Origin of the sequence: Butyricicoccus sp. AM32-19 (assembly GCF_003480365.1) — a bacterium.
GTDB classification, from domain to species: Bacteria; Bacillota; Clostridia; order Oscillospirales; family Butyricicoccaceae; genus Agathobaculum; species Agathobaculum butyriciproducens.
Genome location: NZ_QUIX01000001.1, coordinates 238,376 through 262,750, shown reverse-complemented (window position 1 = coordinate 262,750; position 24,375 = coordinate 238,376). Strand labels below are relative to the sequence as shown.

16 protein-coding genes are annotated in these 24,375 nt (G+C 55.9%); 2 read left to right on the top strand and 14 right to left on the bottom strand.

Translation table 11 applies throughout. The annotated features are described in order from the left end of the window. Window positions 1–255: 255 nt before the first annotated feature. The 12 genes from DW806_RS01165 to DW806_RS01110 form a co-directional block, all read right to left on the bottom strand. Window positions 256–1,938 (bottom strand): GspE/PulE family protein, encoded by a 1,683-nt coding sequence (locus tag DW806_RS01165; RefSeq protein WP_118728852.1) that lies wholly within the window; start codon window positions 1,936–1,938, stop codon window positions 256–258. Then, window positions 1,935–2,639, bottom strand: coding sequence for a type II secretion system protein M (locus tag DW806_RS01160; protein WP_118728851.1), 705 nt, complete (start codon window positions 2,637–2,639; stop codon window positions 1,935–1,937). Before DW806_RS01160 ends, DW806_RS01165 begins: the two co-directional genes overlap by 4 nt. Then, complete coding sequence (pilM, locus tag DW806_RS01155; RefSeq protein ID WP_118728850.1) at window positions 2,636–4,075, bottom strand: type IV pilus biogenesis protein PilM; 1,440 nt, start codon at window positions 4,073–4,075, stop codon at window positions 2,636–2,638. Before pilM ends, DW806_RS01160 begins: the two co-directional genes overlap by 4 nt. A 41-nt stretch (window positions 4,076–4,116) precedes the next feature. Then, complete coding sequence (locus DW806_RS01150; RefSeq protein WP_118728849.1) at window positions 4,117–5,373, bottom strand: type II secretion system F family protein; 1,257 nt, start codon at window positions 5,371–5,373, stop codon at window positions 4,117–4,119. 21 nt (window positions 5,374–5,394) lie between these two features. Further along, the gene (locus DW806_RS01145; RefSeq protein ID WP_118645984.1) at window positions 5,395–6,162 is read right to left on the bottom strand and encodes a prepilin peptidase; all 768 of its coding nucleotides are present in this window, start codon (window positions 6,160–6,162) and stop codon (window positions 5,395–5,397) included. A 257-nt stretch (window positions 6,163–6,419) separates the two neighbouring features. Further along, window positions 6,420–6,854 (bottom strand): prepilin-type N-terminal cleavage/methylation domain-containing protein, encoded by a 435-nt coding sequence (locus DW806_RS01140; protein ID WP_118728848.1) that lies wholly within the window; start codon window positions 6,852–6,854, stop codon window positions 6,420–6,422. An 86-nt stretch (window positions 6,855–6,940) separates the two neighbouring features. Next, entirely contained in the window at window positions 6,941–7,636 is a 696-nt protein-coding gene (locus DW806_RS15345; protein WP_199677239.1) for a type IV pilus modification PilV family protein, read from the bottom strand. A gap of 4 nt (window positions 7,637–7,640) precedes the next feature. Continuing rightward, window positions 7,641–8,003, bottom strand: coding sequence for a type IV pilus modification PilV family protein (locus tag DW806_RS01130; RefSeq protein ID WP_118728847.1), 363 nt, complete (start codon window positions 8,001–8,003; stop codon window positions 7,641–7,643). Next, the gene (locus DW806_RS01125) at window positions 7,996–8,850 is read right to left on the bottom strand and encodes a hypothetical protein (protein ID WP_118728846.1); all 855 of its coding nucleotides are present in this window, start codon (window positions 8,848–8,850) and stop codon (window positions 7,996–7,998) included. The genes DW806_RS01130 and DW806_RS01125 overlap by 8 nt, the downstream gene beginning before the upstream one ends. A gap of 21 nt (window positions 8,851–8,871) precedes the next feature. After that, entirely contained in the window at window positions 8,872–18,198 is a 9,327-nt protein-coding gene (locus DW806_RS01120) for a prepilin-type N-terminal cleavage/methylation domain-containing protein (protein ID WP_118728845.1), read from the bottom strand. A 230-nt stretch (window positions 18,199–18,428) separates the two neighbouring features. Continuing rightward, the gene (locus DW806_RS01115) at window positions 18,429–19,790 is read right to left on the bottom strand and encodes an NCS2 family permease (protein ID WP_118728844.1); all 1,362 of its coding nucleotides are present in this window, start codon (window positions 19,788–19,790) and stop codon (window positions 18,429–18,431) included. 62 nt (window positions 19,791–19,852) lie between these two features. Then, window positions 19,853–20,377, bottom strand: a complete 525-nt coding sequence (locus DW806_RS01110) for an adenine phosphoribosyltransferase (protein ID WP_110435309.1) — start codon at window positions 20,375–20,377, stop codon at window positions 19,853–19,855. A gap of 440 nt (window positions 20,378–20,817) precedes the next feature. Here DW806_RS01110 and DW806_RS01105 point away from each other — a divergent pair, with 440 nt between their 5' ends. Next, window positions 20,818–21,012 carry a hypothetical protein gene (locus DW806_RS01105; protein WP_118728843.1) on the top strand — a complete coding sequence of 65 codons (195 nt, stop codon included), beginning with the start codon at window positions 20,818–20,820 and terminating at the stop codon, window positions 21,010–21,012. Between the two features lie 81 nt (window positions 21,013–21,093). Here DW806_RS01105 and DW806_RS01100 read toward each other — a convergent pair whose 3' ends face one another. Continuing rightward, window positions 21,094–21,468, bottom strand: a complete 375-nt coding sequence (locus DW806_RS01100; RefSeq protein ID WP_118728842.1) for a DUF4186 domain-containing protein — start codon at window positions 21,466–21,468, stop codon at window positions 21,094–21,096. Window positions 21,469–21,606: 138 nt separating this feature from the next. On the opposite strand from DW806_RS01100, the gene DW806_RS01095 reads away from it, so the two are divergent. After that, window positions 21,607–24,021: an ATP-dependent helicase gene (locus DW806_RS01095; RefSeq protein ID WP_118728841.1), complete on the top strand. Its 2,415-nt coding sequence runs from the start codon at window positions 21,607–21,609 to the stop codon at window positions 24,019–24,021. A 36-nt stretch (window positions 24,022–24,057) separates the two neighbouring features. Here DW806_RS01095 and DW806_RS01090 read toward each other — a convergent pair whose 3' ends face one another. Beyond that, a complete protein-coding gene (locus DW806_RS01090) occupies window positions 24,058–24,294 on the bottom strand; it encodes a helix-turn-helix domain-containing protein (RefSeq protein ID WP_118728840.1) in 237 nt (78 codons plus the stop codon). Between the last annotated feature and the right edge of the window lie 81 nt (window positions 24,295–24,375).

The window sequence follows — 24,375 nt, the reverse complement described above, 5'->3', positions numbered from 1 at the left end:
TGGTGTGACGCAACGTAAAATCACTGTCGGAAAAATTTGAAAAACATGTTGTGACAAGGTATAGCTTCCGCTCTGCGGAATGCCATCCATCAATGGGTATTATACCCGCTTGAAATGAGAATGTAAAGGAAAAGTTTTCGGCTCCGGGGAGTCAATCAATAATGAACGTCAGTTCATTTATGCGAATTTCGTTCTGTAATTCTGTTCATAATCGTTAAAACCGCTCTGTATCAAAAGATACAGAGCGGTTTCCGGTTATGCGTAATACGCGATCCTGAGCAGCTCCTCCGGTGTAGTAACACCCTGTTTTACCAGCTCCAGACCCTTTTCCTTCAGGCTGCGCATGCCCTGCTGCTCCCGCGCGTAGGCCTCGATCTCCTCGGTTTCGGCGCCGCGGCTGATCATGCGGCGGATATTGCGGTCGATCGTGACGATCTCATGCACAGCAATACGGCCGCGGTAGCCGGTGCCGTTGCAGTGCGTACAGCCTGTGCCGCGCTTGATGGTCGTGATATCCTTGCCGAGCAGCGCCTGCTCCTGCGGCGTAACTGCGACCTCTCTGCCACAGTGCGGACACACCTTGCGCATCAGTCGCTGCGCGACCAGACCGACCAGCGAATTTGCGATCAGATAATGGTCGATGCCCATATCGGCCAGACGGACGATACTCGAGACCGCATCGTTGGTATGCAGTGTACTCAGCACCAGGTGACCGGTGATGGCGGCACGAACCGAAATACCGGCTGTTTCGCCGTCACGGGTCTCACCGACCATGATGATATCCGGGTCCTGACGCAGCAGCGCGCGCAGACCGGACTCAAACGTCAGTCCGGCAACCGGATTGACCTGCGTCTGGTTGATGCTCGGCACGTTCTTCTCCACCGGATCCTCAACCGTGGAGATATTCACCTGCCGGTGCGACAGATACTCGAGCGCCATGTACAGCGTAGTGGACTTACCCGAACCGGTAGGACCGGTGATATAAATAATACCGTTCGGTGAGTTGAGCATAGGCAGGAACCTTGCATAGCTTTCGTCATCCATGCCGAAGTGGCTGGCGTGATCGACCTGACCCGCCGTTGCCAGAATTCGCAGCACGGCCTTTTCTCCGAACACGGTCGGCAGCAGCGATACACGGATGTTAACGTACTCGCTCTGTCTCACACGGATACGGAAATGACCGTCCTGCGGCAGACGGCGCTCGGCAATATCGAGGTTCGCCATGATCTTGATTCGCGCAATCAGCGGCTGATGCACACTGCGCTGCAGCGTTACATAATCGACGATCGTGCCGTCGATACGCATGCGCACGCGCGTGCTGCCCTCAAACGGCTCGATATGCACGTCGCTCGCACCGGTGCTGATTGCACGGTCGAGCAGGCTGTTGAGCAGCTTGACGATCGGCGCTTCCGGATCGCCGCTTTCGCTTTCTTCGACCTGCAGCATCTCCACATTACGCTCTGCAAAGTCCTCGTTGGCGGTCTGTGCCGCCTGCTGCGCGCCGACCTCGGCGTAATAGTAGCGAATCGCGCTCTGCAGCGGACCCATTTCACTCAGGCGGATGACCACCTGACAGCCGGTCAGCTGGCGCACTTCCTCAAAGGCAAAGTAGTTCAGCGGATCGTTCGTCACGACCTCGAGGCTCTTGTCCGCAAAGCCGACCGCAAGCAGGTTCTGCTTTTCCGCCAGCTCGCGCGGAATCATGCGGACAGCGGTCAGATCGACCTGCATCTGTCCGATGCTCACAATTTCCAGTCCCAGACGGGCAGCCAGCGCCTCGATCACCTGCGTCTCGGTGACAAAGCCCAGCTCGATCAGGATTTGACCGACTCGCTTTTCACGGTGCTCCTTCTGGTAGGCGAGCGCCTGCTCCATCTGCTCCTGCGTGATGTAATTGCGCTCCATCAGCACTTCGCCGATACGCAAATTGGTTTTCATGCGTCTGCCTCCTTGTCGCTGACACACATATAGATCTCCAGCGTGCCGGTGATCAGATTGGTGCTGACTGCCTGCGTGTTGTTCTCCACATAATCATAGTCTGCAATACTGAAATTGGTCACGCGCAGACCCTTATACCTGTGCTCTACCTCATCGAGAAAGTTCAGCCACTGGGTTACGGCGCCCTGCGCCGAGATAGTCGCAGTGCCGATGTAAACGCAGTTGACCGGCTGCACCGGCGCTGCCGATGTATCGTCGGTCGAATCGGCGGATTCCGCATCGGACGAGGTGTCCGCACTGCTGTCCGTCTGTGCAGCTTCCTGCTCGGCGAGATACGCGCTGACCGCACCCGGAGCGGCCTCCGTCAGCGTCAGCGACTGCGGAAACAGTCCGTTCTCGAGCGCGATACCCGTGATGATATCGTCCATCTGACGGGTTTCCAGATCGCCCTTGTAGTATTTTTCGCTTGCCGTGTTCAGCGCGGCTTCATTCTGCGCGATAATATCGTCAATCGTCGCGAGTGTGGCAATCTGCGTCTGATATTCCTGTTGTTTCTGTTCGGCGGCGTCATACTCGTTCTGCAGCGTTTCGTGATTTTTCATCGCAGGACGGATGAGATACATGCCGAAAATGACGATTATCGCCAGACAGGCCACCAGCCGGAGCAGCTTTTTATCACGTTCGGTTACAACGATGTTCATTCGGCTGCCTCCTCTCCCAGCAGGATACAGTTCAGGCTGAGAACGTACACGCCGTCCTCATAGGTATAGCCGGTGTAGTCCACCTTGCGAAACAGACCGGTTTTCTGCAGCTTGAGCACATAGCTCGGAATGTCGATAACGCTGCCGCTCTGTGCATCAAACTGCAGCGCGCCGGTGGCCGCATCGTAGCCGGTCAGCACCATGCTGACCTGAGCGCCGCCTGCCGCGCCGATTTTGCTCATCAGGGTGCTGTCCACCTGCGGATAGGTGGCAAGCGCGTCCGTCAGATTGCGTACCTGCTGCAGTCCCTGCACCAGATTGTCATTGCGCTGCTGCTTTTCGGCAGATTCGTTGTACTGCTCGATCACGGTCGGATCGTTCAGCCAGTCGTTGATGTCGTCGGTTCTGTGGCTCAGGCTGCTGTTCATCCGCAGGAACACACACCAGACCGCGGCGCACACCACCAGACACACCGCAATCGGTGTGTAGAAGCTGTGCAGCAGGCCGGTCTGCTTTTTGCTGCCGCGGGACAAACGCCGATAGCTGCGGAGCAGATCCAGTTCCTTGTTTGCACGAAGCACGGTTCGAATCAAAGCCTCGGCACAGCCGAGCCAGTCGTTCAGCCGCTCGCCGTTCGGCAGGGCGCGGAACGCACGGCATTCGGGCAGACGGCTCACTTCCAGACCCAGACCGCGGATACCCGCCAGACACACCTCGAAATCATCATCCGAGCAGCCGGCGTAATACACATCGGTCAGCGTGCCGCCCGAGCGGCTTGCCGTGTGGAACTGCATCGTACCGGAGACATCCCTCGTCATCTCAGTGCCGAAATCCACCGTGCCCGGCTCACTGAAAATACGGCTGCGGCTGGAATAACGGTACTCTCCGTTCTCGACCAGCAGCGAAAGCACGCTGCTGCCCTCAAAGCACAGCCAGATACAGGTCTTGCCCTGCATGGGCTGCATGGCATGCAGGAGCTTGAGCCGTCCTGCCATGGTAACGGTAACGTTTTCCAGGCGCAGACCGAGCCGGTCGGTCATTGCAAGGTATTCCTCCATCGTTTCCTTGCGGCAGGCAGCGCAGAACAGCTGCTGACGGCCTTCGGCATCTGTGCCGAGCGGCACATAGTCCGCCGCCACAAGCTGATCCTCCCGCGGACGCATTTCGTGCCGCACAAGCTCCTCCAGCTTGTTTTCCGGCATGCTCGGTGCGGTGATAGTCTTGGTGGCAACCGCCTCATCCGGCAGGACGAGCGTGATGCCGCGGGTCGGCAGCCTGTGCTGCTGCCAGAGTGCGCCTATCGCCTTCTCCCAGTTTTCCATGCCGCCGCCGTGTGCGGGGGCACTGTAAAGCGCCTGCACGGAAGGCTGCGCGCCGGACTTGCCGACCGCGACAAGCACCTGCTCCTCCTGCAGCGCCAAAACGGTTGTGTTCATTCTCATTTCTCCCCTTTTGTGAGGTTTACACGTTTCCGAGGTTATACGTTCCCCGAACTCTCTATCGCGCTGTACGAGCCGATGATCGGCGACATGACCGCGATGATGATAAAGCCGACCACAAACGCCATCAGCACGATCAGCATCGGCTCCAGAATGGTCATCATGCGCTTGCTCGCCTGCTGTGCATCGTACTCCATCGAATCCGCAATGGAATCCAGCATGGAGTCCAGACGGCCGGTCTCCTCGCCAACTGCAATGCTGCTGCACAGCTTGCGCTGAAAGCCGTCTACGGTTTCGAGAGCGGCGGACAGGCTGACGCCCGAACGCACCTGCACGAGCACATCATCGAACTGCGAAACGATGTAGGCGTTGCCGATGGTATCACGGGCGGTCTGCAGCGCAGTGACGATCGGCAGACCGCTCGAGTACAGGCTGCTGATGGTTCGTGCGAACCGCGCCGTGCAGATAACCTGATTGAGCGGACCGAAAACCGGCATTTTGAGCTTGCGTCGGTCCATTTCCAGCCGGACGGCCGGAATGCGCAGCAGAGTGCGGATAACCATGACCACTGCCGCGACACCCAGTATCATCAGATACCATTTGGTAGCCATAAAATTTGAAAACGCCATCAGCGCCAGCGTAACGCCCGGCAGCGAATCCATTGTGGAGAACAGATCGCTGAACTGCGGCAGCACGAAGGTTACGATAACGATAACAACCGCGATCGCCAGAATCGCAAGGATCATCGGGTACATGAGCGCCGACTTGACCTGCTGGTTCATCTGGTGCGCCTTCTCGTAGTGGATGGCGAGCCGCTCCGCGACCTGATCCAGCTTGCCGCTGCCCTCGCCTGCGCGGATCATGCCGAGCATGAGCGTCGGGAACACCTGCTGTGCCTCGAGTGCGGCAGAAAGGCTCGAGCCTTTCCGGACTTCACCCAGCACACTCTCGTAAATGCGGCGCAGACCCGCGCTGATGCCCTCATCCTGCGAGATGATCGTCAGCGCGCGCACCAGACTGACACCCGAAGCCAGCAGCGTGGACAGCTGACGGCACAGGTCGCTCAGCTCCTGCGGACGCAGGGTGCGCGGCTTGCGGCCCGCACCGCGGCGGGTCGCACTCTGCAGATACAGCCCCTGAGCGAGTAATTGGGTATACAACGTGTCATAGTCCGCAGCCTCCATTGCGCCGCGGACTATCTTTCCGTCTATGTCCTTTGCCGTGTAGCGGAACAGCGTGTGACTGCTGTTCGGTTTGACCGTGACGGTCAGCCTGCGGTTGTTGGATGCAGCCATGCTGACCCTCCTCTCCATTCATTACAATAATCCCATATACCAGTCCGCGATCGTTTCTCCGAAAAACATGGCGATCGCAATGCCGATGCACAAAAACGGACCGAATGCGAACTGGCTTTTCCGGTTTGCCTTCTTTTGGGCGAGCAGCAGCGCGCCGAAGCCGCCGCCGAGCAGAATGCCGATGAACGCGGCAACGACCGTCAGCTTTGCGCCGAGAAAAAAGCCCGCGCCGAACATCAGCTTGATATCACCGCCGCCGAAGCCGCCGGGCACGATGAGCGCCAGAAGCAGCATCGGTACGCTGACGATCACGCAGCCGATCAGCCGCGATTTTATCCCCAGGCTGGGGATAAGTATGTGCGCAGCGATGCCGCAGACAAACAGCAGCGCCGGAAACCGGTCGTAGATTTCAAGCGTGTCCATGTCCATGAGCGCCACGACCGTCAGAATACCGAGCACGACGAACGCCAGCGCCGCCTGTGCGCTCTCGCCGCCAAAGGCATATGCACAGGCACAGGAGCACAAGCCGCCGAGCACCTCGATCCAGAAATCCCTTGCGGGGATTTTTGCACCGCAGCCGCGGCATTTGCCGCCCTGCAGAAGATAACTCAGGCACGGGATCAGCTCCGCCGCCGACAGCGTGCGCCCGCACGCCGGACAGTGACTGCGTCCCTTCACCACGCTCTCTCTGCGCGGCAGGCGCCATACCACCACTCCGAGAAAGCTGAATACGCATGCGCCCAATGCAAACCGTAACAGCCATAATACAGCATAGGCAATGTAAAGCATTGGTTTCCTCCTCGTTTGGGTTGGTTTGGAATGATTTTTTACAAATAGAATCTACCATGCAAAAACCGCATGACAGGTCACAGCCACTTAAACGTTAAGGGGCTGTGACCCGCCATACCGTCCGCAAGCCGAACGCAGGCACCGTTACTGCGTTCCGCATCGTTACAGCGGTATGAATCAAGTCACCACCGACGTGCACCGTACCGCACCGTGGTTAGACGGTGCGGTGCGGGCGGGGTGGTTGATGGGGTTAGGCATTAATCGCCAACTACATACGTACCCGAGCCAGTAGCCGAACCCGTGTAAGTGCATGCTTTTCCATCGGTATATACCAAGCTAGTAATCTTGCCACCACTTGCCGCTACGCTAGTAATCTTGTTTTCGTCAACCTCTGCCAGCTGTGCAACATTCTTCTTGGTGAACTTACCGCTAGTAGCAAAATCGGACAGCGCGCCCGTATTGTTGCCAGCACCATAATCTTCATCCAGCAACGTCTGTGCTGCCATTACACACTGACGAGTCTCAGCAACGATTCTCTTCTGCTTCGCCTTATCGATATAACCAGTCAGCGCCGGAATCAGCAGCGCTGCCAGAATTGCCAGAATAACCAGAACCACGATCAGCTCTACCAGCGTAAAGCCGCCCTTCTTGCTGCGGCGCTTCTGCTGCAGCGCGATCATTTTTTCCATCATGATCTTATTCCTCCAATTTCATTTTTGTTTTTCTATCTCTGTAAGCTGCGGCGGTGCTCCGCAGAATTACACATATTACATTGCCGTTATGCCGGCTTTTTCGTTGCCGTTACCTCGGTTTTCACCGGAATATCGTACCGCAGGTCGATAATGAGCGAATCCGAATAGATTTTATCGGTCAAATCCTTATCGCGGTAAATTGTCACGGTGGCGGTAACGGTGTGCTTTGCTTCGTCGATTTTGAAATGCAGTCCGGCGCGGAGACCCATATAAAAGCCCTCTGCGTAGGTTTTCGTCATGGCTCGGGCAATGGGATTGCCGTCCGCATCCTGACTGTAGCCATCTTTATAATAACGCTCGACAAGATAACCCTTTTCCACCCGAGGCTGCTCACCGGAGTCCTTATCGGCAATCACGATTTTGGTTGGTTCGCAGCCGTCTGCCGTCAGCAGTTCCGCCGCGTTATATCCCTGTTCAGTCTCATAGCCAAACTCGATCGCCGAGCCTTCGGACGAACCGGTTTTATTCGTTACGTCCGTGCCGTTATCGTAGCATTTGATGTAATCCGTGGCGGTCTCCACCTTGCTGCGCACGGTTTCGAGCAGGTCGTCCGCGATCAGCTCGGCGCTGTTCAGCTCCTGCGTGCGGTGCGATACCTCGGCCGCCGGCCGCAGCGACGCACTGAATACGCCGATGACCAGACACAGCAGTCCGGCGCCGACCACCAGTTCCACCAGTGTCATGCCTTCCCGGCCGCGCAGGATTGAGCGAATGCGTTTCATGCCGTCACTCTCCCTTCGCAAACCGGTAGAAGGGCACGGTTTTGCCGTCCTCGGTTTTGGCGTTTACGGTCTGCTTTTTTACCTTTACGCGGAAGGCGTCAATATCGGTATCTTCGCCGTCCGACGTCGTCACCTTAAAATCGTATGCGGCAGCTTCGCCGTCCGCGACTTCTGCATTTTCGCGCACGCTTTCCTGCAGTTGGGTCGCGTCCCTGCGGAGCTGCTCCGACTTGCGCTGCGCATTTGAGGCAAAGCCGACTGCGCCGTTCAGCGCGCCCAGCAGCAGCATGAACACCACCGTGGAAACCAGAATTTCCACCATGGATTCGCCCCTGCGGTCGCGCAGCACGCGAATCAGTCTATTCATCGGCTGCACCTCCGGTTGTCCGAGCTGCCGGCTTGTGGATGGGTTCGTATCGGCTGTACGTTGGATTGTTGATATCATAGGTGTAGCTGATCTCTACATGCTCCGTGCGGGCATCCTTGCCCTCGCCAATGACCTTGGGTTCTACCGGCTCCTCGCCGTTGGCACTTCGGCAAAAGCGGCCGTTTACCCAGTAGACCGGGAACTGTCCGCTGACGCCGTCTTCCCCTTCCCATGTGTAGATCGGCTGAAAACTATCCTTCCGGCGGTATTCTGTGGTGTACATGTAGCTGTCCGCTCCCTTTTCCGCCTTGACGCCTACCCAAACCTGATGTCTGTTAAAGGTTGTCTGCTCTGCCTTTTCGGTGCCTTTGTCCCGAGCATCGTATGCAAAGGTATCGCCTGTGATCGGGTCCTGCGCATCGGTAACATCACGGAGCAGAATCGTAATCCTGCCGTAGTTATCCTCGGTCGAACCCGCATTATAGCAGGCAGTGGTTTCATCCGAACGGTCCGGATCGTAAATACCCAATCCCGTATCTTCCGCTAAAATGTTGTTCACTTCACGGTAGAAACAGCCTTCCGGCGCAAAATTGGTATCCAATTCCGGCTTTATTGTTTTGTATTCCTGCAGTTCGCTGTCCAGCACCTGCGCAAAGGACTGCGCCAGCTGATAACAGCGTTCCCTGCCGATCTTGCGGTTGGCCCGCGAGAGCAGCATGGATGAGGAATACACGATACTGAGCGAAAGCCCGATCAGGACGGCGACAGCACAAAGTGCTACGATCAGCGAAACACCGCTTCGCCTGCTGCGCCGCAGGGTGTTCCATCCCTGACGTATCCGCTTCATGTCTGCCGCCTCCCTTCGTAACTAAAATCTGCGCTCAGCAGGATCGGATTCCGTATAACGGTCGCTCTTGCTGTCCGCAATGACAGTTACCCTGCTGATCTGTATACCATTCGTCAGCTGCAGGGTCTGATTCTCGTGCGTTACCACGGAGAAAATGTTAGGCAGCTTCAAGGTAAATGTGCCGTCCTTCACCTGCAGCATGGTATCCGGCTGATAGCTGTAATAACGAATGCTGCCATTGGTAAGGCTGTATCTGCCGTTGACCGCACTGCCCTGTTTTACAGTATACCAGTCATCCCCTGCAACTGCAAACGTATTTTGACCATTCATGATAATCTCCGGCAGGTTCCCGCTCATATCGACGGTAACCGTCGTGGAATGATCGTCCTTATCGGTCAATTCAATCCGATACAGGTCAGCCTCTGCCACCTCGTCCCACGAGAGCGCGGTAAGCTGTGCAGCCCACTCTGCCGTGTTGATAAGGCGATTCATCGGGCCATAGCTGACAGCAAGCGCCTCATTCACGTTTGCCAGCGACGCGCTCGGTGCTTCCAGCTTCACACGCGGGAATACCACATCGCCGCTCGATACCCAGGCCGAGCTTACCTGTCCCGCCGACTGCGAAATACGAGCCTCAAACCGTACAGAACAGCCTGCGTATTTCGTATCCAGATCGGTCAGGCTGCAGACGTAGCTGCCGCCGCTTTCGCTCATTGCGGAAACGGGGTAAGTTACCGTTGTGCCGTCCGTCCCGGTGATTTTTGCCCGCAGCAGATAGGTGCTGCCGCCGGGCGGTACGCTGGCCGCATTCTCCGGCGTAACGGTGACCTGCAGGCCGCCGCTTCGGAAGCCGGCCGCCGGAATCGGGTTGTTTGCTGTCGCATTCCAGTTGTACGACCACTTGACGCTCGGCGTATCCAGACGCTTCGGCACGGTCATCGTGTACACGATACCGTTCGGGCTGTCCGCGTAACCGGAATCGTCAGCAGCCACCGCCACCAGATAGAGGTCGATGGTCTTGCCGGCGTAATCTTCCAGACTGCGGCTTACCGAGCAGGTGCCGCCCCTGACGGGCACAAGCTCACCCAGGGCAGCGGCCGTTTCGCCCTCCGGCTGCACATAAATCTGATAGCCTGCACAGCCGTTTTCGCTGCCGATGGCACTCCAGCCGATGGTGTATTCCAGCTCGTTAGTATCCGGGTTGATTACCAATGGCTGTCCCGGACGCTCGAGGCGCTGCTTGACAGCGTACTTCTTCGTCGTACTCAGGCCAACCTCGCCGTATGCCTGTCCCAGACGGGTAACGGTCAGCTCAACCTCGGCGTACTGCCAGTCGTCCGCGTTGATGGTGAACGATTGGGAAGTATTCGGATTCTCCTGCGTACCGTAAACCTCGTTGACCGGAATGCCGATTCTTGCGCCTGCCGCAGTAATGCCGGTCAGCTTGACGCTGTAGTGCGGCGCTGCAGTCCCCTGCCCAGGCTGCGTCCACGAGAACCGGTAGCTGATACTGCCATTATCTTCCTGCATCAGTTCCGGGTCGTTCAGCTCCGGCGCCGTCAGCGGCTTGATGTTCAGTACCGCGGTTCTAATGTAGTTTGCAAAGTCATTCGCGTGGCCAAGGACATGACTGTAAATGATCTTGTCCTGCTGCTGAACGCCCTCTGCGCTGTAAGTCCGCAGCGTAACAGACGCATCGCCGGTCTGCCGGGTATCACCATAGGTGTAAACCGGTCCCAGACCGGAGGCGGCGTACCATGCACGCACCCGACGATTTGTGACATTCTCCGCGAAATACTCCTTCGGCAGGTCGCGGAAGTTTGCCGTAACCGTGTTGCCCGCCGAGGTCAGCACATCCTCATACGCAAACACATACTCATTTGTGCCAACCGTGCCGAGCACCTCGATACGGTAAATCGGCGGTGTTTCCATCTGCGGCTCGTTGACCGTCAGTGCAGCCGTGACCGTGCAATCATCCACCGTACTGCCCGAGTACGATACCGACAGCTGGTTAATACTGCCGTCCGGCTTGTACTTCGGCGTGTCGGTCGGGATGGTATCCGTCACGGAGGCCGGCTGAATGCCGTTCGTAATGCCTGCCGCTGCCGTGACGATCAGCTCCTTCAAATCATCGCCGTTGATCTCGGCGGTATGGCTGTTCCGATCAATGGTCACGGTCTGCGAGCCAAGCCTGAAGGTGACTTTCCAGTTGCTGAATACCGCATAATCCGCAAGGTTTTTCAGCGAGATCTGGTATTTAGCGCCATTGTTCCAATGGCTCACCAGTCGGATATTGACATCCGGTGTCGGCAGTACCGACACATCCTGCGTCGCCGCAGTTTTCCATGCAGAAGGCGCGGTATCCTCAAACAGACTGACAGCACGAACCGACAATGTAATGGTCTTGCCTGCTGTGTCTGCCGCAAGGCTTGCCGGCAGCTGGAACGAACCGCTGGTCGTACCGGAGCCGTACGCCTGCGTGCCGTTCAGCTTCGGGTCCCACTGTCCCTGTCCCTTTTGGTTCGGGATAAAGCGCAGATTGGACATTACTTCCTTGTCATCAACGAGCACTGTACCCTCGTAGTACAGAGGACGGTCCGTATCCTCGATGGATACATCGAAACTGCCGTCTGTCTGCTGTTTCAAATCGACCATGAACGAGGCATCCAGCTTTTTGTCGGTTTGGCCGTGCTCCATGTCGCGATAGTTCTCTCGAACATACTCATCAAACAGCTTTTGCTTTGTGTTGAACACCGTATTCTTTTGATACAGCAGCGGGCGCAGCCACGAAGCACCGTGTCCATTCGTCTGTGCAATCTCTCTATATGTTGGTGTATCCGGCATGGTGAACAAAATCCGTCCCGTAATTTGGTCAGAACCATTGATATTCGTACGGATAATGCCATGCTCATCGATCGTAGAGTTTGCCGTTGTTACATTGTAATACATCCGGTTGTCTGTATAGTCGATCACGCCAAGCTGCGGACCGGCAATGGCGGCAAAGCTCTTATTCGCCCATTTTCCGTCACTGCCTGCCCAGTATCCATAGGCAACCATGCGGGAAAATCCCTTTCGTGATTCATTGCGCGTATTACTGCTGTCAAAGATTCGTCCGGCAGTGTTCGTCAAGCCCCATGTATCAAAGAAATAATAATTGTTTCCCACCTTATCACCGCTCAGGGAGCTGCTCAGGCTGGCGTTATTCAGCGATACGATGCCTGTACTGGTACCCGCATCCGAACCGATGACCGAGTAACAGTTCTGGATATAAGTATTATCCTGCGCCACAGTGCCGTCCTTATACCGGTCGCCAAAGATGCCGGCGATATAATTGTTGCCGCCGACCAGTGTTTCCGCATAGTTGCGGCAGCGGTCGATATTCAGCACGATATTTGCGGTCGAAGTGCCGATTGGACCGCCGTTCTTGCTGCTTGCCGTATCTGTTGAGAAGTAACCCACGATACCGGAGGCCATGGAGGATGAATAGATCTTAACGCCCGGCGCATTGACACAATCCGAAACGTTAATGGTGAACTTCTGTGCAGCATTTATATCATACGTCGTATAAACCGTAACGTTGCCAAGGATGCCCGCACTGTCGTTCGCGCAGTCCTTGACCTTCCTGCTGTTCTCCCAATGATAATAGCTTGCACCATCCCGGCCAAAAACGCTGCCGTGATTCTGACAGCTGATGATATTGAAATCCTGACCGGAGGCCGCATGATACAGCTGTGCCACGATACCGCCGGATGCACCGACCCAGCCGGTTTCATACGTCGTCTGCAAATTGCCGTAATTGTAGCAATCCTCAACCGTACCGCCGTTATTCGTCCACTGGCCGACAATGCCGCCCGAATAGTGCGATTGATAGCCGTACACCGTGCCATAGTTGACACAGTTTTCGATCGTCCAGTCGGTTGTGGTCTGGTTGGTCTGTGTGCCGATGATACCGCCTGCAAATCGGCTGGTCGCGCCGTTTGCCAGCTGGCGGCCGACAAACGCCTGATTGAGCAGATAGGACAGGTCCTTTTCGCTCTCGTTCATGCCGACAATACCGCCGGTGCCGACACCGATGCCGTCCGACTTGTTGACCAGCAGCCAGCTGCCGCTGACGCAGCGATTCAGCTCACCGGTCGGCGCATTGTAGCCCGCCACGCCGCCAAGGTTGCCGTTGCTCGATACGATGATCTGCATGGTGCGGTCTGCCGCTACGCTCTTGCTGCCGCCGTTGTAGGACAGCTTTTCCACATCCGTCCGGTTTTCCCACTTTACCCAGGTGGAATCCGCAGAGAGGTTCTGCGCCTTGGCATTCGCCAGCAGGTCGCTCACCTTGCTGACATTTTCCATCAAGGCTTCGGTGCTCTTATCGCCGGACATGGTGATCGTGCCCTTGTTATAGCCGGTCACACCGCCGACCATGCCGTTTTTGACCGTGATCGTGCCGGTTCCGGTATTGTCTATATAGCACTGCTCGATGATGCCGGTCGTATCATTCTTTCCTGCAATGCCGCCGATATGCGAGGACAGGCGTTCCTTCTCTGCCGCCGAGCTGGTGGAGGTTGCGGTGTACACACCGTCCGCCGTCAGTGTCAGTCTGGAAACGGTATTGCCCTGCAGCAGACCGCCGTTCAGTCCGGCAATGCCGCCGTAGCAGTTGCCGACCGCGCTCTTTCCTTCGTCGATCGTGCCGGAATACGTGCATTCGGTTACCTTGCCGCTTGCATTATTCTGACCGACTACACCGCCGAGATAGGTATACTTCGTGAATTTCTCAAAATCCGAGGTGACCTTCACCTTGCTGACCGTACCGCCCGCTCGATTGATGCCGACTGCACCGCCGACCTGCAGCGTGCTTGCGGAAACGCTGTATGTCGGCTGCTGCGAAACCTCGGTTGCAGTGACCGTACCGCTGTTGTCTCCGACAACAGCACCCAGAATGAATGCACTGCCGGAAATCGTGATATGATCGCCGAGTGTCGCTCCCTGAACCGTACCGCCCTTGTGGTTTACTGCACAGATCGCGCCCGCCGCAGTCTTGTTGCGGGTGATAAGCGTTACCCTGTTATCCGTGCCGACGCCGCAGCTCCTGATCGTGCCGTAGTTTTCGCTGGCAACGCCGCCTGCATAGCCGTCGTTACTGGTGACACTGCCGTTGCCGATACAGTTCTCGACCGTGCTGCCCGCGCTGTTCATGCCGACAATGCCGCCTGCCGCACTGACATTCGCGGTCACCTGACCGAGATTCTTCGCGTACCGCAGAACAGCCTTTGCGCCCTCCTGCGCGCCGACAACGCCGCCTGCACTGCCCGCCGCTGCGCGGACCTCTGCCGCCTGATTGGTCAGGCAGTTGATGCTCGTGCCGCCGAGTGTGCCGCGGTTGATGCCGGCAATACCGCCGACCATACTGCTGCCGCGCACGGTCAGCCTGTTATCCGCGGCAATGATATCGCCCTGTGCGCTGCCGCGTGCCGGACTGAGCGTGCCGGTTGCGGTATTCACGCCGATCACGCCGCCGACACCGCTGCCGCTGCCGTTGACACGGCGCTTTTCTGTCGGTGTGCTCGAAAGCACGATCACACCGCCGTTTTCGCCCGCAATACCGCCGACACGGCCTGCACCGTTGACATTGGCGCTGCTGGTATTGTTCTGTATCCTGCCGCCGCTGAGATTATAGCCGACGATGCCGCCGACCGCGTTCCGTCCGGTGACGGTGCAGTTTTTCTCGGTCGTGCAGTTTTCAATCGTGCCCGCCGTCCTGCTGCCGACATTCAGACCCGCGATGCCGCCGATATAATCCTGCGTTGCGCTGCCCATGCTGCCGGAGAGCGTGCAGACACGGATGATGCCCTCGTTCAGACCGACCACGCCGCCCATGGCATTCAGGCCGTTCATCGTGCCCTTGCTGGCACAGTGGTCTATCACCTGATTCTCACCGTTGACGCCGATCACACCGCCGATAACGGAAACACGCAGTTCGCTGCTGCCCAGCTCATCGGAGAGTGCCTTCGCGGCATCCGTGTACTTCTGCGCCTGCAGATAGGATACCATATCCACACCGGTTTTCAGCTTACTGTCCGGGAAGGTGTCCTCTGCCGGACGGTCAAAGCCGCCTGCGTTCAGACAGTGCTCTACCTTCATCCGGGTCTGCGGCTCACAGCTGCCGATAATGCCGCCTGCATACGCATACGCGCGGATGGTCATGTTGCTGGAAACCGCAGACAGCCTGCCTGCACTGTTGCCGTCCGCTGTGATGGTGATGGTATGCGTATTGGTAGATGCCTTGACCGGTCCCGGCACATTGCTGTTGTTTGCCGCGATGCCCGGCAGCAGCGCATACAGCGTTCCGCCTGCCCGGTCTTTCTCCGTGTAGGTGCGCTGATAACCGATCAGACCGCCGCAGAATGCCTCTGCAGTGACCGTGCCAAGGCTGTTATCGACCTTGAGACCGCTGACCGTGACATTCTCTCCCGGGTTGACTACATTTGCACCGATCGCACCGCCGACATAGTACCGTCCCTGCACACTGCTCGGCTTGATGGTCAGCTTCTTCTCGAGCAGCTTTGTCGAAGCATTCAGACCGATCAGACCGCCGACGCAGTCTCCGGTTGCGGCAACACGGCCGCCGATGAGCGTATAATTGATATCAATCGTGCCGTCTGTGTCGTTATAGCCGACCAGACCGCCGACATAGTGTCTGCCGACAACGATACCCGCCACACTCCGGTTGGAGACTGCGTTATCCTTGTCGCTGAAGGTGATCGTGCCGCTGTTGTAGCCGGTCAGACCGCCCGCATAGCTGCCGACGGCTCCCCAGTCCGTAACGCGCCTGTAGATCGCATTATTGGTGTCCGAAACATAGCTTGCACAGTTTATGATGGCCGCATTGTTCTCATTTGCACCGCAAATACCGCCGATAAATACATTGTATCCTGCAACGACACCTGTGTTGACGCAGTTTTTGATCGTCGAACCGCCTTTATTCTCACCGATGATGCCGCCGACATACGAATTGCCGATGACATAGCTTGCGTTAACGGTTGTTCTGGTGCCGTTTTCACTGAGCAGTGCCGTCTGCGTATCAGACTGATTCAGCGCACCGATGATGCCTCCGACATACTCGCTGCCAAGAACATAGCCGTTTGCCTCGGTCTCGCAGTCATACAGCACACTTTGTTCGCCGTAGCCGACAATGCCGCCGACATATCTGCCGCGCAGCTTGTCTCTATCCTCCTGCTTATAGGTGTAGCCGTCCGCATATCCGGCACGGCTCCTGCATTCGGAAAGAGACGCGTTATGCGCGTAACCGACAATGCCGCCGATATAATGTCCAGCCAGCGAATGATCATCTGCGGCTGTGCTGCTGAGAATCAGCCCTTCATTTTTGCAGTCAGCCATATCTTTTCCCGTGGCCTGATCCTTGCCGGAAAAATAGCCTGCAATACCGCCAACCGAGCGATTGCCCGTTACAGCAGCGCTGTTGGTGAGGGTTTTGACTGCGGCACCGTTTGTTGTCAGGCTGCCCGCAATACCGCCGATACCGCGCGCAGTATCGCCGGTCGGCAGCGTACCGGTTACGGTACCCGATGCAGACAGCTTGATTACTGACTTAGAATCGCTGACTTCAATCACACCGGCCACACCGCCGATGCCCTGCGCCTGTGCCGAAGTCAGCGCAGCCTCCACCTCGGCTTCGGTGCCGTCCACGGTATCGCCCTTCAAAGAACCGTTGCTGTAACCGCAGACAGCGCCGACACCCTTGAGCTTGCCCGATGCGATCTTCACCTGCGGATTGAGCAGGCGCAGATCATGGATCGTGCCTGCGTTTTTTTGAAACAGACCAAGATATTCTGCGTCATCGGCAATCGAGATCTCATCCAGCTTGAGATTACTGATGGCATTCCCGCCGGTAAACACGCCGGCAATGCGGTTCAGCAGACCGCCTGTGCCGTCCAGTGTCTGATTGCTGCGCAGCGCAGGGATGCTCGGGAAGCCGATATCCTTGCCGGTGGAAACCGAAAGTGCGCCGCGGGCTGCCGTACCGTAAACCTTTACACTGTCGCTCATCCAGTCCAGTGAACGCGCGGTAACGGCAAATGCCGCCGTCGTATCCATATAACGGATATTGGACAGATGACGGAAGGTTTCGATCTCGCACCGGCTGTTATCCGACCGGGTGCCGTCACCGAAAAGCGTGTTCGCCTTATTGGATTCGATAGCGTCACTCTTTTGATACTCCTCACCGCGGGTGTTTTCTGCGTTCGGGTCCGGAAACACCTGCACGGCTGCGTAAACATTCAGCGGGGTTTCCAGCTTGCCGCCGAAGCGCGTGATGCTGGTATCGCTGCTCTGCCGGAAGGCTGCTTTATCATCAGACAGCTTGTCCAACCGGTCGTACAGCTTCGCATTCATCATACCGTCCAGCACGAGTGTTGCCCGCTTGCCGGTCCGGTCATATTCCATGGGGAAGGTATAATTCTTCGTCGCATTATCCTCGGTCGTAACCGCAACCGACTGCGAACCCGTTTTCAAATCCCTGCCCGGAATATTGATCGACAGAAGCTGTGCTTTATCCTCACTGCTGTACAGCTTGACCTCGTAATAAACCTTATCCAGATCCTGATCCTTCACATTGCTCGACCAGTTCAGCGACAAAGTTTCACCGTTTACCAGATTGATCGAGGTGATCTTCAGCTTAGTCGCATCCAGACTGACAGCATTGACTGCATCCTGAACCGAGTAATAGCCCAGCCGTTCTTCCCTGCGCGTATCGCGGCCGCGCTTGCTGTAATCAATATCCAGCCAGCTACCGGACATATCCGCCGGTTTGCTGTCCTCATTCGATCCGTAGTACAGTCCCTTGCAGTTTGTGCCGTAGAAAACCGAATAAACCTGACCGCTTTCCACGTCGATTTCGATGCAGATTGCAGCATTCAGCACACTTTTATCATAGGTATCCTGCGAAAGAAGCGCACCGACGAGCGCACCGTCACCCGACAGCTCACCTTCTGCGTATTCGCCTGCATCCAGACGAATGCCGTAAATACGGCCGACCAGCTTTTTCCGGTCCTCGTCCGACTCATCAAACGACTGATTCAGCACGCCTTCCTTCTTCACCCTACTGCAGAACGACTCCCATTCACCGCCGGTACGAAGGTAGGTCAGCTCGGATTCTGCCGACAGATACATGGTCTTAGCGTACGATTCATTCTTTCGGAACTGCGACAGATGGATATACCCCAGAAGGCTCGGTACAGCGATAGCAAACAGAATGCTCAGAATGACCAGTGCAACTACCAGCTCTACGAGGGTAAAGCCGCCTTTTCCGCACTTTTTGCGCTGCTGTGTCATATTCGCTGCCTCCTTCCCTTCAGATATAGGATAAATGGGTATACTGCCCCAATTTAGTCATTTTATATTTTACTAACTCCTACGTTTTCTGTCAAGTATCGACACCGTTCAACTGCAATCCCCACTGTTTTCGCGTATTTCCTCTGATATTCACCATGATTTTCATGCCATACAAAAAAGGCTGCCGAAGCGAGCTTCGGCAGCCTTCTGTAATCTTTACGATTTCTTAATTAAAGGAAGATGTACTTGAGTACGAACAGTACTGCCAGAACGTACATCAGCGGAGCAACCTTCTTGCCCTTGCCGGCTGCAACATTCAGCAGAACGTAGGAGATAACGCCCAGAGAGATACCCTCGGAGATGCTGTAGAACAGCGGCATAGCGATGATGGCGAGATAAGCCGGGATGGACTCGGTCAGGTTGTCCAGATCGAAGTTGATCTCGGTTACGGTGCCTACCATCAGGAAGCCAACCATGATCAGCGCCGGAGCGGTTGCGAAGGACGGGATGGCGGTGAAGATCGGCGCAAACAGCGTGGATACAAGGAACAGGATGCCGGTAACCAGAGCGGTCAGGCCGGTACGGCCGCCGACTGCAACGCCGGATGCGGACTCAACAAAGGTGGTGGTGGTGGAAGTACCCAGAATTGCACCTGCGGAGGTTGCAATCGAGTCTGCCAGCAGAGCGGGCTTGATGCCCGGCAGCTTGCCGTCCTTATCGAGCATCTTCGCCTTGGTGGCAACACCGATCAGCGTGCCGAGGGTGTCGAAGATATCAACGAACAGGAACGAGAAGATGACAACGATGAAGTTTACGATGCCAACCGCGCTGAAATCAACATTGAAGCACTGGCCGAAGGTCAGACCCAGTCTGGAGAAGTCGGTCATGCCCCAGCTCGGGAACAGAGAATAGAAGCCTGCGTCCGGCGTCGGAACGTAAAGGCCGGTCACCTGACAGATCATGCCGAGGATCCAGGTCAGCAGGATGCCGTACAGGATGGCGCCCTTCATCTTGCGGGTGTAGAATACTGCGGTGAAGAACAGACCGATCAGCGTCAGCAGTGCGCAGATGCCTGCGGTGTGGAAATTCTCCGGGAAGCTGATGATGCCGACCAGCGTTGCGGAGTCCACGCACAGGCCGGAGTTCTGCAGGCCGATGAAGGCGATGAACAGACCGATACCAACCGAAACACCCTTTTTGAGCGTCAGCGGAATGGCATTGAAGATGGCCTCACGGATGTTGGTGAGCGACAGGACGATGAAGATCAGGCCCTCAATGAATACGGCCAGCAGCGCAACCTGCCAGCTGTAGCCATAGCCTGCAACAACGGTGTACGCCATAAAGGCGTTCAGACCCATGCCGGCAGAGAGCGCGAACGGCAGGTTTGCCATAAACGCCATGCACAGCGTGCCCAGGCAGGATGCCAGAGCGGTTGCCAGCAATACCGCGGTGGTATCCATACCGGTGGAGCCGAGTACGCTCGGGTTTACGGCAAGGATGTACGCCATGGTCATAAAGGTAGTGATACCGGCCATGACCTCGGTCTTGACTGTGGTTTTGTGTTCCGATAGCTTGAAAACACGTTCAAACATCGAATAACCCCCTTTTTAATTTTCAGGCTTTCGCCTTGATTACTGTGAAATGATAATTTTACTTACTTCCCCTCGTAAGCGACAACCGTCTCCGCCGGACAGGTTTTGATGCGGTCGCGTCCGTGCAGACCCTTGAGCTCCAGCAGGCAGACAACCTTGACGACCTTCGCGCCGAGCTGCTCCAACAGGTGGACAGCCGCCTCAAGCGTACCGCCGGTAGCGATCAGGTCATCGACAACGACGATCTTCATCCCCGGCTTGATGTCATCGCGGTGTACCTCGATGGTCTCCATGCCGTATTCCAGCTCGTAGGACATGCGGGACGTTGCACGCGGCAGTTTGCCCTGCTTGCGGATCGGAATGAATGCCTTATGCAGATTGTACGCCATCGGTGCACCGAACAGGAATCCGCGGGATTCCAGACCGGCGATTGCGTCAAACTCCACGCCGTCCAGCAGCGCAGTCATCTCGTCCACCGCCAGATGGAAGCCGTCCGCATCACCGAGCACGGTGGTAATATCGCGGAAGATGATGCCCTCCTTCGGAAAATCCGGAATGCTGGTGATATACTGCTCAACCTTACTCATGAAACCTCAATTTCCTCCTTATCCCTGCCGCCCGGCAGAGAATCAATTATGCTGTTTTTACCATTTAGCGCGTAAAACAGCAACACTTCTTATATATTATCAAATCGTGTCGTTTGTGACAAGAGATTGATTGTACGAAATGCAGATTTTTTAACATGAAAATTATTACAGCTATACAAATCCTCATCAAATTGTTCACTATCGGATACGGAGCGAGTGCCAGCCCTTGGCTCGGTGGTTCGCCACACCCGCGGCGGCGGGTAACTCGTTGGCCCAGTAGTTACGGACGGCACCTGAGAGTTTCATCTTTAGTACCTCTTACCTTTTATATAACCGCTATTTACTGTAACCATCTGCATCTCATTTATTGCGTTCTTCCTATCGCTGTGCTATGCTGTGTATATACCGACTAACCTCGTTTATGATGGGAGGCTACTGTGATGAATCGAAAAAGCGTTATCAATATTCTCTGTGCCCTGTCGGCCATGATTGCTGTCGGAATTGCGGTTTGGATCACTCTGACTGCCCACACACCGCACACGATGGACGATTATATCAACCATCAATACTTGATTGGTGTTTCCAGCGGAATCGCACTCATACTATGTATTATCCGCAGCTATATGTCAAAATAGCAGAAGAGACGCAACTGCGTCTCTTTTTTATTCTATGGAGAGCGGTAAACCGCAAGTCTCTCTTCACTCTCACTCTAATTCTCAATTTTCCATTTCTCTCCTCATCCAGCTCATCAGCATTCCAACGATATAGACCTGCTGCTCCGCCGAAAGCGGCACCCCCTGCGGGATGCCATGCCATTTTGCCAGACAGCCGCGGCAGCAGCAGGCGGTCGCGTGCTGCGCGATGAACACCGGATGCCCGCGCATGGGTGTCTGCTTGCCGTCGTTTTTCGGCTCGGCCGGTGCAAGCCGCTTGGAAACGAAATCTGCCGCGTGGTCGGCAACCGTGTTCCATCCCTTATCGCGGATATACTGCTTATCCTGCGTCTTCAAATGAAAACGGCTGCGGAAATTCGAGCGCGAAAGCCGCACGAGCATCTGTGCATAGGTTTCCTGCCGCTGTTTGTCTGTCATTACGCTCACCTCTTTTTATAGTATACTCCGATCGACTTTTTTACGCAATCCGGATAGAACATTTGTTTTCTTTTCCCGAATATGATATACTATCTCTGCATTTGATTTTCTGTATCTTCAAACGAAACGAGGAAACCTATGGAACCGACCAAATTTGATATGAAATATGCCGCTGTCCGGCGTGCGATCATCGAACAGCGCTTTTCCAAGTTAAACGACAAGCAGCGCGAGGCTGTCTATCAGACCGAGGGTCCGCTGCTCATCCTGGCGGGTGCAGGCAGCGGCAAGACGACCGTGCTCATCAACCGCATCATCAACATTCTCAAGTTCGGCGACGGACTGGAAAGTGAATTTGCGCCCGACTGGGCGACCGAAGACGATCTTCTGTTTCTGACCGAATACCTGACCGATCCTAAGCCGGAGAACCGCGCCCGCGCGGAGCACCTGTGCGCGATGAATCCTGCCCGCCCGTGGCAGGTGATTGCGATCACGTTCACCAACAAAGCCGCGCGTGAGCTGCGCGAGCGTCTGGAGTTTGCCCTCGGTGACGAGGAAGCCGCGTCCGCTGTCTGGGCGTACACCTTCCACACGGCCTGCCTGCGCATTCTGCGCAAGCACGTTGACCTGCTCGGCTTTGAGAGCGCGTTCACCATCTACGATGAGGACGACAAGAAGCGCGTCATTCTCAACGTAATGAAAAAGCTCGATCTCGATCCCAAGAATTTCGATCCGCGAACCGTGATGGGCATGATCTCCCGCGCAAAGGACAAGCTGATGACCCCGCGTCAGTTCAGCGCGGATGCCGTCGGTGACTACTTCCGTGAAAAGGTCGCAGACGTCTACCGCGATTACGAAAAGGCCATGAAAAAGGCCTGTGCACTGGATTTCGACGATATTATCATGAAAACCGTGCTGCTGCTGCAGAACAACCCCGAGGTGCTTGAATACTACCAGCGCCAGTTCCGCTATGTGCTCGTGGACGAGTATCAGGATACCAACTACGCGCAGTATGTGCTCACCAGCCTGCTGGCAGGTTATTATGAGAACATCTGCGTGGTCGGTGATGACGACCAGAGTATCTACAAATTCCGCGGTGCAACGATCACGAATATTCTGGAGTTTGAAAAGCAGTTCAAGGACGCGAAAACCATCCGTCTGGAACAGAATTACCGCTCGACCGGCAACATTCTCAATGCTGCAAACGAGGTTATCCGCAACAACGTCGGCCGCAAGGGCAAGGAGCTGTGGACCGACCACGGTGACGGTGCGAAAATCCGTCTGCATCGCTCGGACAGCCAGGAAGGCGAAGCTGCCTACATTGCCGATACCATCCGCGAGGGCGTGGAGCAAGGCCGAAAATGGGGAGATTTCGCCGTTCTGTACCGCAATAACGTCCTGTCGGATAACATTGCCGCCGCATTCATCCGCGCAGGCATTCCGTACCGCGTGTACAAGGGCCGCGACTTCTTCTCGCGCGCCGAGGTCAAGGACATGTTCGCCTACCTGTGGGTGATCGAAAATCCGGCGGACGAGCTGCGTCTGCGCCGCATCATCAACACGCCTGCCCGCAAGATTGGCGATAAATCGGTCGAAACCGCCATGCAGCTTGCCGTCGAGTACGGCACGACACTGTACGATGTGGTATGCCATGCCTCTCAGTACCCTGCCCTGTCCCGCGGTGCCGCGGCAATGGAGAAGTTCGGCGAGATGATCGAAAATCTGCGCAAGCTGCGGGAATTTGTCTCGCTTTCCGAGCTGTACGATGAACTCATGGACAAAAGCGGCTACATCCGTGCGCTGCAGCTCAAGGGCGGTGTAGAAGAGGAAAGCCGCATTGAGCACATTGAAGAGCTGAAATCCTACATTGTCGATTACGAGGACAAGACCAAAACGCCGTCGCTCGGTGATTTTCTCGAGAACATGGCGCTGTACACGGATGCCGACCAGTCCGGCGAGGACGATGACGCGGTTATCATGATGACCATGCATGCCGCCAAGGGTCTGGAGTTCCCTGTCGTGTTCCTCGCGGGCATGGAAGATGGGCTGTTCCCCGGCTTCCGTGCAATGGAGAAAGACGAGGACATGGAGGAGGAACGCCGCCTGTGCTACGTTGCCGTCACCCGCGCAAAGGAGCAGTTGTATCTCACCTGTGCGGAGCGCCGCCTGCTGTATGGCCGCACGCAGTATTCGCATCCGTCGCGCTTTGTTGATGAGATGCCGGAGGAGCTGCTTGAGAGCAATATCACCGAAAGCCGCCGGTTCTCAAACGCAACTGCACCCGATCCCACGCTTTCACGTCCGCAGGTGGCGCGCGCGCGGTATGTCTCTGCCGCAAATACTGCGCCGAGCGCGTCACTGGCCTCGGCAGCTAAAAGCAAGCCGCTGCCGAACTTTGCCGCCGGCGACCGCGTGTTCCATAAGGCCTTCGGCGATGGACTGATCGTATCGGTAAAGCCGATGGGCGGCGATGCCCTGCTCGAAATTGCATTTGATCAGAAGGGCACCAAGCGACTGATGGCCAAGTCGGCCGGACAGTTTATGCACAAAACTTAATATGCAAAAACCCTCTGAACACATTCATTCAGAGGGTTATTCAAACTTAAATTCTACATTTTCTTCAATAATTTCAACCAATTCATGCGGTTTCATATTCAGCGCAAATGCAATCTTAAATAGCGTATCAACATTAGGACTTCTTAATCCACGTTCGATTTTGCTGTAATGTGTACGGTCTAAAGCCGCTAAACCGCTTAATTGTTCCTGCGTAATGCCCTTTTTCACCCGTAATTCTCGTATAATTATGCCAATGCTCTTCGCATCTATCATTCCATCATCCTCCCTATTGTTATGATAACAATAGGGCATTTATTTTATGAGGTCAGTTGACCTCACACAGTAAATATGCTA